Annotated in this window: 15 protein-coding genes; 7 read left to right on the plus strand and 8 right to left on the minus strand. The window is 71.1% G+C overall.

The window, feature by feature from the left end:
• Positions 1-8: 8 nt before the first annotated feature.
• The 3 genes from wrbA to rpiA are packed head-to-tail and all read left to right on the plus strand — an operon-like array spanning position 9 to position 2,646.
• Positions 9-623, plus strand: a complete 615-nt coding sequence (gene wrbA / locus EV186_RS03835; RefSeq protein ID WP_133847673.1) for an NAD(P)H:quinone oxidoreductase — start codon at positions 9-11, stop codon at positions 621-623.
• Positions 620-1,909, plus strand: coding sequence for an MFS transporter (locus EV186_RS03840; protein WP_133847674.1), 1,290 nt, complete (start codon positions 620-622; stop codon positions 1,907-1,909). Before wrbA ends, EV186_RS03840 begins: the two co-directional genes overlap by 4 nt.
• A gap of 38 nt (positions 1,910-1,947) precedes the next feature.
• Positions 1,948-2,646: a ribose 5-phosphate isomerase A gene (gene rpiA, locus EV186_RS03845; RefSeq protein ID WP_133847675.1), complete on the plus strand. Its 699-nt coding sequence runs from the start codon at positions 1,948-1,950 to the stop codon at positions 2,644-2,646.
• On the opposite strand, the gene EV186_RS03850 is transcribed toward rpiA, so the two are convergent.
• Complete coding sequence (locus tag EV186_RS03850; RefSeq protein WP_133847676.1) at positions 2,557-3,474, minus strand: sterol desaturase family protein; 918 nt, start codon at positions 3,472-3,474, stop codon at positions 2,557-2,559. The two genes, rpiA and EV186_RS03850, sit on opposite strands and share 90 nt — an antisense overlap.
• Before the next feature lie 141 nt (positions 3,475-3,615).
• Positions 3,616-4,617 (minus strand): IS481 family transposase, encoded by a 1,002-nt coding sequence (locus tag EV186_RS03855; RefSeq protein WP_133848744.1) that lies wholly within the window; start codon positions 4,615-4,617, stop codon positions 3,616-3,618.
• Positions 4,618-4,747: 130 nt separating this feature from the next.
• Here EV186_RS03855 and EV186_RS03860 point away from each other — a divergent pair, with 130 nt between their 5' ends.
• Positions 4,748-5,365: a lysoplasmalogenase gene (locus EV186_RS03860; protein WP_133847677.1), complete on the plus strand. Its 618-nt coding sequence runs from the start codon at positions 4,748-4,750 to the stop codon at positions 5,363-5,365.
• Here EV186_RS03860 and EV186_RS03865 read toward each other — a convergent pair.
• A complete protein-coding gene (locus tag EV186_RS03865) occupies positions 5,355-6,059 on the minus strand; it encodes a class I SAM-dependent methyltransferase (protein ID WP_133847678.1) in 705 nt (234 codons plus the stop codon). The two genes, EV186_RS03860 and EV186_RS03865, sit on opposite strands and share 11 nt — an antisense overlap.
• 53 nt (positions 6,060-6,112) lie before the next feature.
• On the opposite strand from EV186_RS03865, the gene EV186_RS03870 reads away from it, so the two are divergent.
• Both EV186_RS03870 and EV186_RS03875 read left to right on the plus strand, forming a co-directional pair.
• Positions 6,113-7,975, plus strand: coding sequence for a S9 family peptidase (locus tag EV186_RS03870; RefSeq protein WP_133847679.1), 1,863 nt, complete (start codon positions 6,113-6,115; stop codon positions 7,973-7,975).
• Positions 7,972-8,586 (plus strand): class I SAM-dependent DNA methyltransferase, encoded by a 615-nt coding sequence (locus tag EV186_RS03875; protein WP_208115465.1) that lies wholly within the window; start codon positions 7,972-7,974, stop codon positions 8,584-8,586. The genes EV186_RS03870 and EV186_RS03875 overlap by 4 nt, the downstream gene beginning before the upstream one ends.
• Positions 8,587-8,806: 220 nt before the next feature.
• Here EV186_RS03875 and EV186_RS03880 read toward each other — a convergent pair whose 3' ends face one another.
• Together EV186_RS03880 and EV186_RS03885 are read right to left on the minus strand one after the other, a co-directional pair.
• Positions 8,807-9,769: an o-succinylbenzoate synthase gene (locus EV186_RS03880; protein WP_133847680.1), complete on the minus strand. Its 963-nt coding sequence runs from the start codon at positions 9,767-9,769 to the stop codon at positions 8,807-8,809.
• Complete coding sequence (locus EV186_RS03885; RefSeq protein ID WP_133847681.1) at positions 9,766-10,323, minus strand: NADPH-dependent FMN reductase; 558 nt, start codon at positions 10,321-10,323, stop codon at positions 9,766-9,768. The genes EV186_RS03880 and EV186_RS03885 overlap by 4 nt, the downstream gene beginning before the upstream one ends.
• A gap of 143 nt (positions 10,324-10,466) precedes the next feature.
• Here EV186_RS03885 and EV186_RS03890 point away from each other — a divergent pair, with 143 nt between their 5' ends.
• Complete coding sequence (locus tag EV186_RS03890) at positions 10,467-11,618, plus strand: alpha/beta hydrolase (protein ID WP_133847682.1); 1,152 nt, start codon at positions 10,467-10,469, stop codon at positions 11,616-11,618.
• Positions 11,619-11,682: 64 nt separating this feature from the next.
• Here the strand turns inward: EV186_RS03890 and EV186_RS03895 are convergent, their stop codons facing one another.
• The 3 genes from EV186_RS03895 to EV186_RS03905 form a co-directional block, all read right to left on the minus strand.
• Positions 11,683-12,165, minus strand: a complete 483-nt coding sequence (locus EV186_RS03895; RefSeq protein ID WP_133847683.1) for a hypothetical protein — start codon at positions 12,163-12,165, stop codon at positions 11,683-11,685.
• A 252-nt stretch (positions 12,166-12,417) separates the two neighbouring features.
• Entirely contained in the window at positions 12,418-13,017 is a 600-nt protein-coding gene (locus EV186_RS03900; protein WP_133847684.1) for an acyl-CoA-like ligand-binding transcription factor, read from the minus strand.
• Positions 12,998-14,512, minus strand: a complete 1,515-nt coding sequence (locus EV186_RS03905) for an MFS transporter (protein WP_133847685.1) — start codon at positions 14,510-14,512, stop codon at positions 12,998-13,000. Before EV186_RS03905 ends, EV186_RS03900 begins: the two co-directional genes overlap by 20 nt.
• Between the last annotated feature and the right edge of the window lie 32 nt (positions 14,513-14,544).

Raw genomic sequence — 14,544 nt, forward strand, 5'->3', positions numbered from 1 at the left:
GAGCAGACATGCGCGCCAAGGTCGCCGTCATCTACTACAGCGCCACGGGCACCGTGCACGCGTTGGCCGAAGCCGTCGCCGAAGGCGCCGAGGCAGCCGGGGCCGAGGTGCGGTTGCGCCGGGTCGCCGAGCTGGCACCGGCAACCGCCATCGATCAGAATCCGTTGTGGCGCAAGCACATCGACGCCAGCGCCACCATTGCCGAGGCCGGCACGGCGGACCTGGAGTGGGCCGACTCGTTCGCCTTCGGCACGCCGACGCGGTTCGGCTCGCCCGCCGCGCAGCTCAAGCAGTTCATCGACCAGACCAGCGGTCTCTGGCGCGCCGGCAAGCTCGCCGACAAGCCGGTCACCGCCTTCACCTCGGCCTACAACCGGCACGGCGGCAGCGAGGCCACGATCCTCTCGCTCGCCAACGTCTTCTACCACTGGGGCGCCCTGATCGTCCCGACCGGCTACACCGATCCGGCCGTCCACGCCGCGGGCGGCAACCCGTACGGCACCTCGTCCTTCGGCGGCGACGGGCCTGACGCGGCGACGCTCGACGCGGCCCGGTACCAGGGCCGACGGCTCGCCGAGATCACGATGCGGCTTGGGCGCGAGTCCTTCGCGCGGACGGCATGACCAGCACCGCACGGCGCCAGGGCACGGGGCTGGTGCTGGCGCTCGTCTGCGCGAGCCAGTTCATGGTGATCCTCGACGCGTCCATCGTGAACGTCGCGCTGCCCTCGATCCAGCACGAACTCGGTTTCACCGATGCCGGGCTGGCGTGGGTGGTCAACGGCTACCTGCTCACCTTCGCCGGGTTCATGCTGCTGGGCGGGCGTGCCGCGGACCTGTTCGGCCACCGCCGGGTGCTGGTCGGCGGGCTGGCCTTGTTCGCCGCGTCGAGCCTGGTCGCCGGGCTGGCGGGCGCACCGCAGGTGCTGGTCGAGGCTCGGGTCGCGCAGGGCATCGGCGCCGCCATGCTCGCGCCCGCCACGCTCGCGGTGATCAACACGACGTTCGTCGAGGACCGGGCTCGGGCGTTTGGGGCCTGGTCCGCGGCCGGTGGCGTCGGCGGGATGGCGGGGGCGATCGTGGGCGGGGCCATGACGACGGCCTTGTCGTGGCGGTCGGTCTTCCTGATCAACGTGCCGATCGGTGCCGCGCTGATCGTGATCGCCGTGGTATCGCTCGTCGCCACCCAGCCCGGCCGGCGCCATTCACTGGACGTCGCCGGTGCGGTGACGGGCACGGCCGGCCTCGCCGCGGTGATCTACGGGGTCATGGCGAACGGCTGGTTCGTCGGCGTGGGCGTGGTGCTGCTCGTCGCGTTCGTGGTGGTGCAGGGGCGGTTCGCGACCGAGCCGATGATGCCGCTGCGGCTGTTCCGGCTGCGTGGGGTGGCCGTCGGCAGCGGCATGCTGGTGCTGTTCGGCGGCATCGCCATGGCGATGTGGTACTTCACCTCGCTGTACTTGCAGAACGTCCTGCACTACGACGCCTTCCACGCCGGGCTGGGGCAGACGCCCGCGGCGGTCACGTTCGTGCTCGTCGCGCGCTGGGCGCCCCGCATCGGCGCGAAGGCGCTGTTGTGGCTGGGCGCCGCGTGCTTCCTAGCCGGGTTCGGGTGGCTCGCACAAGCCGACGCGGCCAGTGGTTACGCCGGCGGCGTGCTCGGGCCGACGCTGCTCGTCGCGGCCGGCATCGGGCTGGTGTTCCCCACGCTCATGGCGGTCGCGACGGCCGGCGTGCCCGAAGGCGACGCGGGGGTCGCCGGCGGCATCGCCAACACCGCGTCCCAGGCCGGCGCGTCGATCGGGCTCGCGGTGCTCACGACGATCGCCGGCTACGACCACGTGTTCCTGGTGGCCGCCGGGCTGGGCCTGGCCATCGCGGTGGTCAGCCTGCTGCTGCGCCGGCAGTAGGCTGCGTGCGACACCGGCCCCGAAGGAGTAGCAGGTCAATGGAGTGGAGCGACGTTCCAGGTCACCTCGACTGGTCCGGTGAGATCACCAACCTCGAACCCAAGCTGAAGGTCGCCGAGCTGGTCGCGGAGCGGGTGCGCGACGGCGACACCATCGGCGTCGGTTCCGGGTCCACGGCGTTCCTGGCCATCCAGGCGATCGCCAAGCGGGCCAAGGAAAAGCGGCTCGAGGTCGTCGCCATCCCGACGTCGGTGGAGGTTGGCCTCGCGTGCGCGGCGCTGGGCGTGCCGACCACGTCGTTGGTGCACGCCCGGCCCGACTGGTGCTTCGACGGCGCCGACGAGGTCGACCCCGACCGCAACCTGATCAAGGGCCGCGGTGGCGCGCTGTTCCAGGAGAAGCTGGTGATGGCGGCCGCGCCGGAGACGTTCATCTGCGTCGACGACTCCAAGATGGTCACGAGCCTCGGCCAGAAGCACGCGATCCCGCTCGAGGTCGACGTCCAGGCCCTGCGTCTGGTCGAGTCCACTGTGGAACGGGAGTTCCCGGTCAAGGAAATGGCCCTGCGACTGGCCAAGGGCAAGGACGGCCCGGTGCTGACCGAACGCGGGAACCTGCTGATCGACATCCGGCTGGAATCGGTCGAGTCAGATACTCAGGCTCGGCTGATCGCCATTCCGGGAATCGTCGAGACCGGGCTCTTCATGGGCTTCGACGTGACCATTCTGAAGGCCTGAGGCCGGGCGCCAGTCCGGGCCTCGGAAGACGTACGCGACCCGGGCGCGCCAGCTCGTCGCCGACGCCAGATCCTTGGCCATGGCGGCGTATTCGTGGGTGGCGACCCGCAGCGGGTTGTACGTCGAGATGTTGTGGGTCAAGCCGTAGACCGGCCTGGTCACCTCCGGCGCGAAGGTGCCGAAAAGCCGGTCCCACACGATGAAGATGCCGCCGAAATTGCGATCCAGGTAACCACCTTGCGACGCGTGGTGCACGCGGTGGTGCGACGGCGTGTTGAACAGGAATTCGAACGGCCGCCACAGTTTGCCGATCCGCTCGGTGTGGATCCAGAACTGGTAAACCAGGTTGACCGAGCCGCAGAACGCCACCGCGGCCGGCGACACGCCGGCGATGATCAGCGGCAGGTAGAACACGCCGAAGCTCAGGTCGGTCCACGGCTGGCGCAACGCCGTCGACAGGTTGAACCGACGGCTCGAGTGGTGCACCACGTGCTGCGCCCACAGCAGCCGCACGCGGTGGTTGCTGCGGTGCGCCCAGTAGTAGCAGAAGTCCTGGCCGAGCAGCATCAGCAGCACGGTCCACCAGGTCAGCTCGATGCGCAGCGGGGTCAGCTCGTAGCCGAGGCCGAACAGCGCGACGGCCGGGATCTTCCACAGCAGACCGGTGAACAGGCTGCCCAGGCCCATGACCATGCTGGTCGCCGTGTCCTTGGCGGCGTAACCCTGCTCGTCCTCGTCGGGGTGCCAGAGGTAGGAGACCGCTTCGAGGATCGTCAACAGGATGAACGCCGGGATCGCCCACAACACCGGATCAGGCAGCGACGGCATGGCTCGACGATACGGTCCTGATCGCGGCTGCGTCGACCACGCTCGCCCCGGCCACAGCGGGATCGGACCGCCCGGCGAGTGGGGTCGACGCAGCCTTAAAGGCGATCAGGGCGGAGCGCGGAGCGCGACCATTCGGCACAGCTAGGTGTATGAGGCCGTGACGTTGGTGACGCGGGTGTGGAGCCGGGATGCTGGTGGCTGGTTTCCGGCGGCAGTGTGGGGTCGATGGTAGTTGTAGTGCACGTTCCAGACGTGCAGTGCTTCGGTGCGTTGGTGTTCGCTTTCCCAGGTGTGGGCGTAGAGGAGTTCTTCGGTCAGGATGCGGTGGTAGCGCTCGACTTTCCCGTTGTGGCGTGGGGTGTAGGGCGTGATGCGCTGGTGGCGGGCGCCGCGTAGGACGGTGGCGAAGTCGGTCGCGCGGTAGCAGGCGCCGTTGTCGGTCACGATGCGGTGGATGTGGGTGATGCCGTGGGCGGCGAGGAAGGCGCGGGCGCGGTGGGTGAACGCGATCGCGGTGGCGGCTTTCTCGTCGGGCAGGGCTTCGGTGTAGGCCAGCCGGGAGTAGCCGTCAATGGCGGTGTGCAGGTAGGTGTAGCGGGCTCGGCCGCCGCGGGTGCGGCCCCGAACTGATTGCTTGGCTTGTTCGCTGCCACGGCCGTGAGCCCGCCACCCGCCACCGTCAGGGATGACACCGACCTTCTTCACGTCGAGATGGACCATGTGACCTGGCCAGCGGGCGTGGATGCGTTGTGGTGCGCGGTTGTTCTCGCCGGTGGGGTCGAGGAACCGGCGACGGTTCAAGCCCAGGTGGACCAGGTGCCGGCTGACGGTGCGCACCGAGATGACGATGCCCTCGCTGGCCAGCTCGAGGGTGATGCGGCGAGCGGAGTACTTGCGGTCGCGGCGTAGCCGCTCGATCCGAACCACGGTCTCAGCATGGGTCGCGGTCGGTTGGTGGTGCGGTGCACTCGACCGATCCAGCAGCCCGGCCTCGCCATAGCGGCGCCAGCGGTTGACCCACTTGCTGGCACATTGCCGGGAGATACCCATCTCCGCGGCGACATGCGCGATCGGACGGGTCTGACACCGCGCGATGAGACGGCGGCGACCTTCAACAGACAACGGGGCATTACGGTGAACCACGACGGGTCTTCCTGCTCGGCGGATGGGTGACTTGGCAGTTCTCATCCTGCCGACGGAAGACCCGTCCCCTCGTCTCAGCCCCTACCCGCCGACACCAACGTCATGACCCGCAACAGCTAGGGTGCCGGTCGTGAATGATCGGCTGGTGCGCCTGCGCATGGGTGGGTACGCGCTGCTCTGCTTGCTGCAGTTGGCGTTCGTCCTGTTCGGGCCGGACGTCGCCCGCATCGTCACCAAGGTCCTGCTGATGCCCGCGCTCGCCCTGGCCGTTCTGCCGGTGGCGCCGCCGCTGCTGCTCGGCGCGCTGGCGGCGGGCTGGCTCGGCGATATCTTCCTGCTCGCCGACGGCACGTGGTTCCTGCTCGGCATGGCGGCGTTCGCGGCCGGGCACGTCTGCTACATCGCGTTGTTCGCCCGCGGCGGGCGCCCGCACGTCGCCGCGATCCTCGGTTACGTCGTCGTCTGGGCGGTCATGATCGTGCTGCTCTGGCCGGATCTCGGCGCGCTGCGCATCCCTGTCGCCGGCTACAGCCTGCTGCTGGCCACGACCGCGGTGGTGTCGACGAACGCCGGGTGGCGGGCCGGGCTGGGCGGCGCGCTCTTCCTGATCTCCGACTCGATGATCGCGATGGGCCTGGCCGACTGGTCTCGACCACCCGCGGTGGACTTCTGGATCATGCTGACTTACGTGGCCGCCCAGTACCTGCTGGCCACCGGCGCCGTGCGGCGGTGGCCGGTCAAACGCTAGGGCGGACCGCGAGCACCTCGACCCAGCGCTGCGTCGCCCGGCCGTCCGGGCCGCTCGCCCACCGCAACGCCGCCTCGCGCGCCTCGCCGGGCGGGACCCGGCCCGCGATGTAGCGGGCCAGTTGCCGGTAGCCGAGGTCGACGCGGTCGCGCAGCCGGGCCGACCGCAGGGCGAACCCGGCCGCACGCACCAGTTTCGGCAGGTTGCCGCCGGCGAACGGGTCACCGCCCGACTCCCGGCGCAGGTCGTGGTGGGCGTCGAGGGCAAGGCGGATGTCGTCGGTCATCGGGTTGATCGAGGCGCCGCTCCAGTCCGAAGAGGACAAGGCGAGCAGGCCACCGGGCCGCAGCACCCGCCTGGCCTCGGCCAACGCCCTCGGCGCGTCGCTGAGGTGTTCCACCAGGGCGTGGGCGAAGACCACGTCGATGCTCGCGGTCGCGATCGGCAGGCAGTAGGCGCTGCCGGCCACGAACCGCCCGGCGCCCGGCAGCCGATCGGCTACCACGTCCAGCCCGATGACGAAGCCCGGCAGGCCCTCGGTGATCGTCCCGGGACCGCAGCCGACGTCCAGCACGCGGGTGTCCGCACCGAGCTCAGGCAGCAGAAACGCCGCGCGCTCGGCAGCGGTGCGCGCCGTCAGCATGCCGAGGACAGCGTGCCCCCAGCCGGGCGAGTAGCCGTCCCGGTCGGTCATCGAGGGCACAATCCCGCATCGTCGCCGCCCCGGCAAGTGGCAGGATCGCGAGGGTGACGACGCACCCTGAGGCCGAGATCCCCGGCACGCTCTTCGACGACCCCGAGACCGAGGCCCGCTGGCGTGCACGCTTCGCCGCGGCCCGGGTGTCGCTGCCGAACTGGGCGCACGACGCCCCGGACCGCAACGTCTACGTCTCCAACGCCAGCGGCGTGTTCGAGGTCTACGCCTGGGACCGGGCCACCGACACCCACCGCCAGGTCACCGACCGGCCCAACGGCACCCTGCACGCCACCGTCAGCCCGGACGGCGAGCAGATCTGGTGGTTCGCCGACACCGACGGCGACGAGTTCGGCGTCTGGGTGGTCGAGCCGTTCGCCGGGCACCCGGCCGACGAACCGGCCGTCGAGGCCATCGCGGGCGTGCGCCGCGGCTACCCGGCCGGGCTGGAGATCGGCCGGGAGGTGCGTGCGATCGGCGTCTCCGAGGACGACGGCACCACGATCTACACGGCGAACTCCTCGTCCGGCGGCGAACCGACGGTGATCTACCGCCACGAGAACGACGCCGGGGTCGCGGCCCTGTCCCGCGACGAGACGCTGCTGGCGATCGCGCACTCCGAGCACGGCGACTCGCGGCACCCCGCGTTGCGCGTGCTCGCGGTGGACGGCGGCGCGACCGTCGCCGAAAAGTGGGACGGCCCGGGCAAGGGCCTCGACGCGGTCGGGTTCAGCGAGGTCCGCGGCGACCAGCGGCTGCTCGTGGTGCACGAGCGGCGCGGCCGCGAGGAGCTGCTGATCTGGGACGTCGCCGCGGACACCGAGACCGAGCTCGCCATCGACCTGCCCGGCGAGGTGGCCGCCGACTGGTACCCCGACGGGTCGGCGTTGCTGGTGATGCACACCCACCAGGGTCGCAACACGTTGCACCGCTACGACATCCGGACCGGCTCGTTGTCCACACTGGATACCCCGCCGGGCACGATCGGCGCGGCCGACGCGCGGCCGGACGGCACCGTCGAGTACACGTGGTCGAGCGCCGCGCACCCCAGCGTGGTGCGCGCGCTGTTCACCGACGGCACCGACCGCGTGCTGCTGCGCCCGCCGGGTGACCGGGCGCCGGCGTCGCAGCCGCTGACCGACGCGCTCGTTCCGACCAAGGGCGGCGAGGTGCACGCGTTGATCGCGCGCCCGGCGGGTGCCCCGGACGGCCCGTTGCCGACGCTGTTCGCCCTGCACGGCGGGCCGCACTCGGCCGACGAGGACCGGTTCTCCGCGTTCCGCGCGGTGTGGCTGGACGCCGGGTTCGCCGTGGTGCACGTGAACTACCGCGGCTCGACCGGCTACGGCTCGGCGTGGCGCGACGCCATCGAGGGCCGACCGGGCCTGACGGAGCTGGAAGACGTGGCGGCCGTGCACGCATGGGCGGTGGAGTCCGGCCTGGCCGACCCGGCGCGGTGCGTGGTGAACGGCGCCTCGTGGGGCGGGTACCTGGCGTTGCTGGCGCTGGGCACGCAGCCGGCGCTGTGGGCCGCGGGCGTCGCGACGGTGCCGGTGGCGGACTACCTGGCGGCGTACGAGGACGAGATGGAGCCGTTGCGGGCCTTCGACCGCGCGCTCTTCGGCGGGTCGCCGGAAGAGGTCCCGGACCGCTACCGCGCCTGCTCGCCGCTGACGTACGTCGAGCAGGTCCAGGCGCCGGTGCTGGTGGTGGCCGGCGAGAACGACCCGCGCTGCCCGATCCGCCAGATCGACAACTACCTGGACCGGCTGGCTTCGCTGGGCAAGGACTACCAGGTCTACCGCTTCGACGCCGGGCACGGCTCGCTCGTGGTGGCGGAAACCCTGAAGCAGACGGCGATCGAGGTCCACTTCGTCCGCTCGGCCCTGGCCCGCGTCGCCGCCACGGCGTCGTGACCTGGCTGGTCGACACCCAGCGCTCCTACGACACGGTCGCCGATTCGTACGCGGACTTCGTGCGCGCGCCGCTGAACCCGCACATGCGCGCGGCCTTGTCCCTGTTCGCGTCGGAGGTCACCGGCCCGGTGGCCGACGTCGGCTGCGGACCCGGCCAGGTCACCGCGCGGCTGCGGGAGCTGGGCGTGGACGCGTTCGGCGTCGACCTGTCGCCGGGGATGATCGCCGTGGCGCGGCGGGATTTCCCGGGCTTGCGGTTCGCGGTCGGGTCGATGACCGCGTTGCCGGTGGTCTCCGGATCGCTTGGCGGGGTGCTGGCGTGGTGGTCGTTGATCCACGTGCCGGACGCCATGGTGCCTTCGGTGTTCGCGCACTTCCACCGGGCGTTGCGTCCGGGCGGCTTGCTGCAGCTCGGCTTCCACGTCGGCGACCAGACGCGGCTGAAGACCGAGGGCTACGGCGGGCACCCGATGAAGGTGCACGTCCACCGGCGGCGGCCGGACCAGGTGGCCGCCTGGCTGCGTGCGGCCGGGTTCGAGGTGGACGCCCAGTGGCTGCTGGACCCGGACGCTGCCGTCCCCGGCGCGATCCTGTTCGCCCGCCGCCCCTGACCTCCCGCTGACTCACTTTTCCACAGGCACCCAGTTGTCCACAGATCCATCCACAAGCCGTTCCGGCCCTGGCAAACCGATAGACTGGACCTCAGGGGTGCCCCCGGTGGCGGGTGGGGGCTTGCGTTACGCGAGAGTCGCATTAGGACAGTCGAGAGCGCGGGCGGCGGTCGAAGCGGATTGCCTGGCGGCGGCCCGAAATCGGCGCAAAGGTTGGGGCTCAGGCCAAGAGCTGACGGGCGCGGTCCAGTCGAGCCGCCCACCACGCCGCCCGCTCCTCGTCCCGCATCCGGTACCGCTCCAGCAATTCCGGCGACGGGTCCACCGGCGACGTGGGCACGGCAAGCGCGCCGTCGACCGGGATCGCAGACGCCGCAACGACATCTCCCTCGAACAACCGCACGGTTCCCAGCCCGCACGCGAAGTCCAACGCGGGCAACGCCCCCGCCAGCGCCAGCTCCGCCCCCATCCCCACCGAGGTCTCCAACGCCGACGACACCACGCACGGCAACCCGGCCGCCTCCGCCACCCGCAACGCCCGCCGCACCCCGCCCAGCGGCGTGCACTTGATCACGGCCACGTCCGCCGCCCCGGCCACCGCGACGCGCATCGGGTCCTCGGCCGTCCGGATCGACTCGTCCGCCGCGATCGGCACGTCGACCTGCGCGCGAACCTCGGCCAGTTCGGCCAGCGACCGGCACGGCTGCTCCACGTACTGCAGACCACCGGCGGCCGCGTCCAGCTCACGGATCGCCGTCACGGCCTCGGGAACCGACCACGCGGCGTTGGCATCGACCCGCACAAAACCGGACGGCCCCAGCGCCGAACGCACCGCCGCCACCCGGGCCGCGTCGTCGGCCAGCGGTCCCTCGGCCACCTTCACCTTCGCGGTGGCGCAACCCGACGCGCGCACCAGGTCGAAGGCGGCAGAAGGGGAAACCACCGGAACGGTGCAGTTCACCGGCACCGAGGTCCGCACCGGCGCGGGCCACCCGACAGTGCACTGCTCCACCGCGGTGGCCAGCCACGCGGCCGCGACCGCATCCGGGTACTCCGGGAACGGGCAGAACTCGCCCCACCCGGCGTCGCCGCGCAGCAGCATCCCCTCGCGCACGGTGATCCCGCGGAACCGCGTCCGCAGCGGGATGGCGTACGGCACCGCGTCGGCGAAGTCGACCTTCATCGGTGCGCCAGCGCGAACTCCACGACCTGCACGCCGACGGTCCGCAACCGCTGGGTGACGTCGTCGTTCGTGCACCCGCCGACGCCGTCGAACTCGACCTCGGCGGAGTTCACCGCGACGCCGAGCGGGGTCGGCCAGCCGCGCAGCGAGTGCACGATCGAGCGCAGCGCCGTCAAGGTGGTCACCGCCGCCTGCCAGCCGAGCGCGGTGGCCACGCAGCCCACGGCCCGCCCGTCCAGGTACGGCCGGGGCGCGTCCCGCAGATCCTCGATGTAGTCCAGGGCGTTCTTGACCAGCCCGGACACCGTGCCGTGGTAGCCGGGTGAGACGAGCACGACGCCGTCGGCCTCGGCCAGCTCGGCGACGAGCCGGCTCGCGGCGGGCGAACGCTCCGGCACGGCTGGGTCGTAGAACGGCAGCACGAGATCGGCGCCGGTGATCAGGCTGGTCTTCGCACCGGCCTCCTGCGCGCCCTCCAACGCCAGGCGCACGGCCCGCTCGGACTGCGAGTCGCCACGCAGCGACCCACCAATACCCACCACCGTGACGGTCACGGTCTTCGATCCTTCCGCACCAGGGGCCGAAGAGTCGACCGTACGACCTCCACCGAAGTCGAGGTCCAGCCCGTTGTGATCACCCTTACGCCGTCGCCTACCGAGCAGTAACGTCACGGTGTCAAACGGAACAGGAGGCATCGATGGCCCTCAGGGCGGTGCAACTGCTCGAGCGAGTCCCGATATCCGTGCAGGCCACCATCGCGAGAGCGCTGTTCGGCCTGCCCAAACCGGTCCGCAGGCTGCTGATCGGCGCGCCGGTGCGCCTCGACGGGCAGGAACTGGCCTCCGACGCCCAACTGCTGCTCTGGCTCGACAAGCTGACCGACGCGAGCATGGTGCAGAGCCGGGACCACGTCATCGCCCGCACGGCGCTCGACGCGAAGTCCGAGATCGTCCGCAAGCGCGACGTCGAACCGGTGGACGTGCGCACGGTCGAGGTCGCCGGCGCGGAGGGCCCGTTGCAGGCGCGGCTCTACACCCCCGCCAAGGCGCCGGACGACGGTCCGCTGCTGGTCTTCTACCACGGCGGCGGGTGGGTGATCGGCAGCTTGGGCACCCACGACAACCTGTGCCGGTTCATCGCCGCGAACGGCGAGCTGCGGGTGCTCTCGGTCGACTACCGGCTCGCGCCGGAGGCGCCGTTCCCGGCCGCGGCCGACGACGCGCTCGCCGCGTTCCGGTGGGCGGTCAAGCACGCGGCCGACCTCGGCGCGAACCCGGACGCGATCGCGGTCGGCGGGGACAGCGCGGGCGGGAACCTCGCGGCCGTGACCAGCTACCTGGCCAGCAAACGGCGCGGCGCGCAGCCGGCGTTCCAGTTGCTCTTCTACCCAGGCGTCGACGCGAGCGTGCGCAGGCCGTCGCGGGAGCTGTTCGCCGAGGGCTTCTTCCTCACCTCGCGCGAGATGGACTGGTTCCTGGGGCATTACGCGCCCGACGAGGCGAGCCGGACCGACCCGAAGCTCTCGCCGCTGCTCGCGAGCAACCTGGCCGGCTTGCCGCCCGCGTACATCACGACGGCCGGGTTCGACCCGCTGCGCGACGAGGGCGAGGCTTACGCGCGCAAGCTCGGTGAGGCGGGCGTGCCGGTGGTGCTGCGCCGGCACGCGGATCTGATCCACGGATTCGCGAACTTCATCGGCCTCGGGACGCGATTCACGGAGGCCGTTTCCGAGGCGATCGGCGCGCTGCGCACGGGCCTGGCAATGGGGTCGATGGGATCACCGGGATCGTCGGCAACCACGAAACCGGCGCAACCGCGAAAACGCAGTACGCCGGCAAAGAAACAATAAGTGTCGCTCCGGCCGTGGGTCACCCGGTGCCTGGTGACCCACGGCCGGAGGCGCTCCCCCGCCTCTAGGGAGCGGGCACCGGCACTGGCAGCGGTGGCACCGGGACGGGGATGGGGACAGGCAACGCCCCCAGCAACGCCGCGAGGAGCGCCTGCACCGCGCTCAGCAGACCTTGCAGCAGGCCACCGAGCAGGGTCAGGGGATCCGGCAGCGACGGCAGGTCCCGCTGGGCCTGCGCGGCCTTCTGATCAGCGACATCGGCCATGTTCATGGTGCTGCGCTCGACCGGCAGGTTGTGCACGGCGGCCAGTTGCGGGCGCAGGTCGTCGACGGCCTTGATCACGCCGGGGAGGTCCTTGGCGTCGATCGAGGACTTCAACTGGTCGTGCAGCGCCTGCAGCGTGGCGGCCGCGGACTGGGTCGCCGAGGCACCGGTGCCGTGGCCCTCGGTGCCCGTCGGGCTCGCCGCGGCCATCGCCGCGCCGGACAGGGAAAGCACGCTGCCCGTGACGACTACCGCGACCAGCCGCATGAATCCTTTTCTCATCGGCAACTCCATCCTGGGTATTTCCTCGGCCACCTCATGGTTGACCGGAAATAGCGGATGCGCTAGCCGCGCCGAAAGTCGAAACAATGTTTGTTGCGCAATGGGTCATTACCGCACACCCATTTCCGGTCGGGCGCCCATCGAACGGGTGACGGCCGCGCACGCAACGCAGCCGGGCGGTCCGGTCGAGGCCGAGGCGTCGAGCGCGGGTAATCCGTCCGAGACCGCGACACACCCCGATCGGTGCGACTTTCAGAGCGGCAGGCCCTGCTGCAGGTGTTCGAGCGCCCGGTCCATGGTCTCGATGTAGGTCTTCATCGGCTGCTCGAGCGCCTCGGAGAACCCGGTCAGCGCGGTGCCGAGCACGACGCCCGCGAAGTTGCGCACCTCGAAGTCGGCGGGGTCCCGGCCGACCCGTTTCGCCACCTGTTCGGCGAACACCGCCACCGACTCCGAGAGCCGCAGCAGCACCGCGGCCCGCAGTTCGGGCACCGACGCAATCAGCACCTGGCGGTGGCGCTCGAGTTCCCAGTCCTCCTCGGACAGGTTGCCGAACACGTCGGTCAGCGTGGCCCGCAGCGCCTCCAGCGGGGTCATCTCCGGCGGCTGGTTCTGGAACGACTCGAAGGCCACCGGGTCGATGTCGTCGGCGAGGACGACCTCTTCCTTGGTCGGGAAGTAGCGGAAGAAGGTGCTCGGCGAGACCTCCGCGGCCTCGGCGATCTGCTCGACGGTCGTGGCCGCGTAGCCCTGCTCGGTGAACAGGCGCATCGCGTGGTCGCGGATCGCCCTGCGCGTGCGCGCCTTCTTCCGCTCCCGGAGCCCGGGGCGATCATCCGACGGCTGCGCCATCCTTCGATTCTTCCGTTCCGACCGGCTTGGGCTCAACAGCGCCACGCCCGGGCATGAAAACCGCCGCCGCGAACACGCCGAGCAGCGAGATCGCCGCGCACACCAGCAACATCGAGTCCATGCCGTGCACGAACGCCCCGCGCGCGGAATCGAGCAGTGCGGGTGCCTGCTTGGCCACCGCGACCGCCGAGTTCACGCTGTCCCGCGCCGCGTCGGCGACCGCGGGCGGGAGCCCGGCCGTGTCGAGGTGGTCGCGGTAGCCGCTGTTCAGGATGGTGCCGAGGACGGCGATGCCGATCGTGCCGCCGGCCTGGCGCAGCGCCGTGATCAGCGACGACCCCGAGCCGGACCGCGATGCGGGCAGCGCACCGAGGGCCGCGTTCATGGCCGCGGGCATGGCGAACCCGAGGCCCGCACCCATCAGCGCCGTCCAGGTCGCGATGAAGCCGAATCCGGAGTGGACGGACGAGGTGGCGCCGATCGCCAGCCCACCGGCGATCAGGAGGTAGCCGAACGCGATGATCACGCGGGGGCCGAACCGCGCGACCGCCTTCTCCCCGACCCGCGCGCCCACGAGCAGCCCGCCGATCATCGGCAGCAGCCGCAGGCCGGCGCCGAGCGCGTCGGCCCCGCCGACCGACTGGAAGAACTGCGGCACCGTGAACATCAGGCCGAACATCGAGAAGTTGACCAATGTGCTGAGCGTCGCGCCCCACGCGAAGCTGCGCGAGCGGAAGAGCCCGAGGTCGACCAGGGCGTCGGGCCGCCGCTGCGACCGGACGAACACCACCCCGGTCACCACCGCGATGGCGAGGCAGACCAGCGCCGTGGCGTCGGAGAAGTCGTGGTCGCCGACGCGGATCACGCCGTAGGTCAGGGCGAGCAGCGCGACGCTGGAGAGCAGCGTGCCGCGCACGTCGATGCGGACGGGTTCGTCGCTGCGCGACTCCGGCACGAGGAAGACGACCGCGAGGACGGCGAGCGCGATCAGCGGGACGTTGATCAGGAAGACCGAGCCCCACCAGTAGTTGTCGAGCAGCCAGCCGCCGAGGATCGGCCCGAGCGGCAAGCCCAGGGCGACCGACGTGACCCAGACCGTCAGGGCCTTGGAGAGCTCGTCCTTGGTGAACATCACCGGGAGGACGGCCATGGACAGCGGCATCATGAACGCCGCGCCAACCCCCAGCGCGGTGCGGGCGGCGATGAGCGTGCCGGCGTCCCCGGCGAACGCGCAGGCGAGCGAGGCCAGCCCGAACACCACCAGGGCGCCGACCAGCAAACGCTTGCGGCCATACCGGTCACCCAGCATCCCCGCAGGCAGGACGATCCCGGCGAGCACCAGCGTGTAGGCGTTCGCGATCCACTGCAGTTGACTGGTGGAAGCCTGCAGGTCCACCGCCATCGTCGGCACGGCGACGGTGAGCACCGTCGTGTCGAGCCCGATCGTCAGCGTGCCCAACGCCAGCGCGCCCAGCGCCAGCCACCGTGCGTTCATGACAGTCCCCTCTAGTTGGCATTGGCTCGATT

The organism is Labedaea rhizosphaerae (genome assembly GCF_004362825.1).
Lineage (GTDB): Bacteria > Actinomycetota > Actinomycetes > Mycobacteriales > Pseudonocardiaceae > Labedaea > Labedaea rhizosphaerae.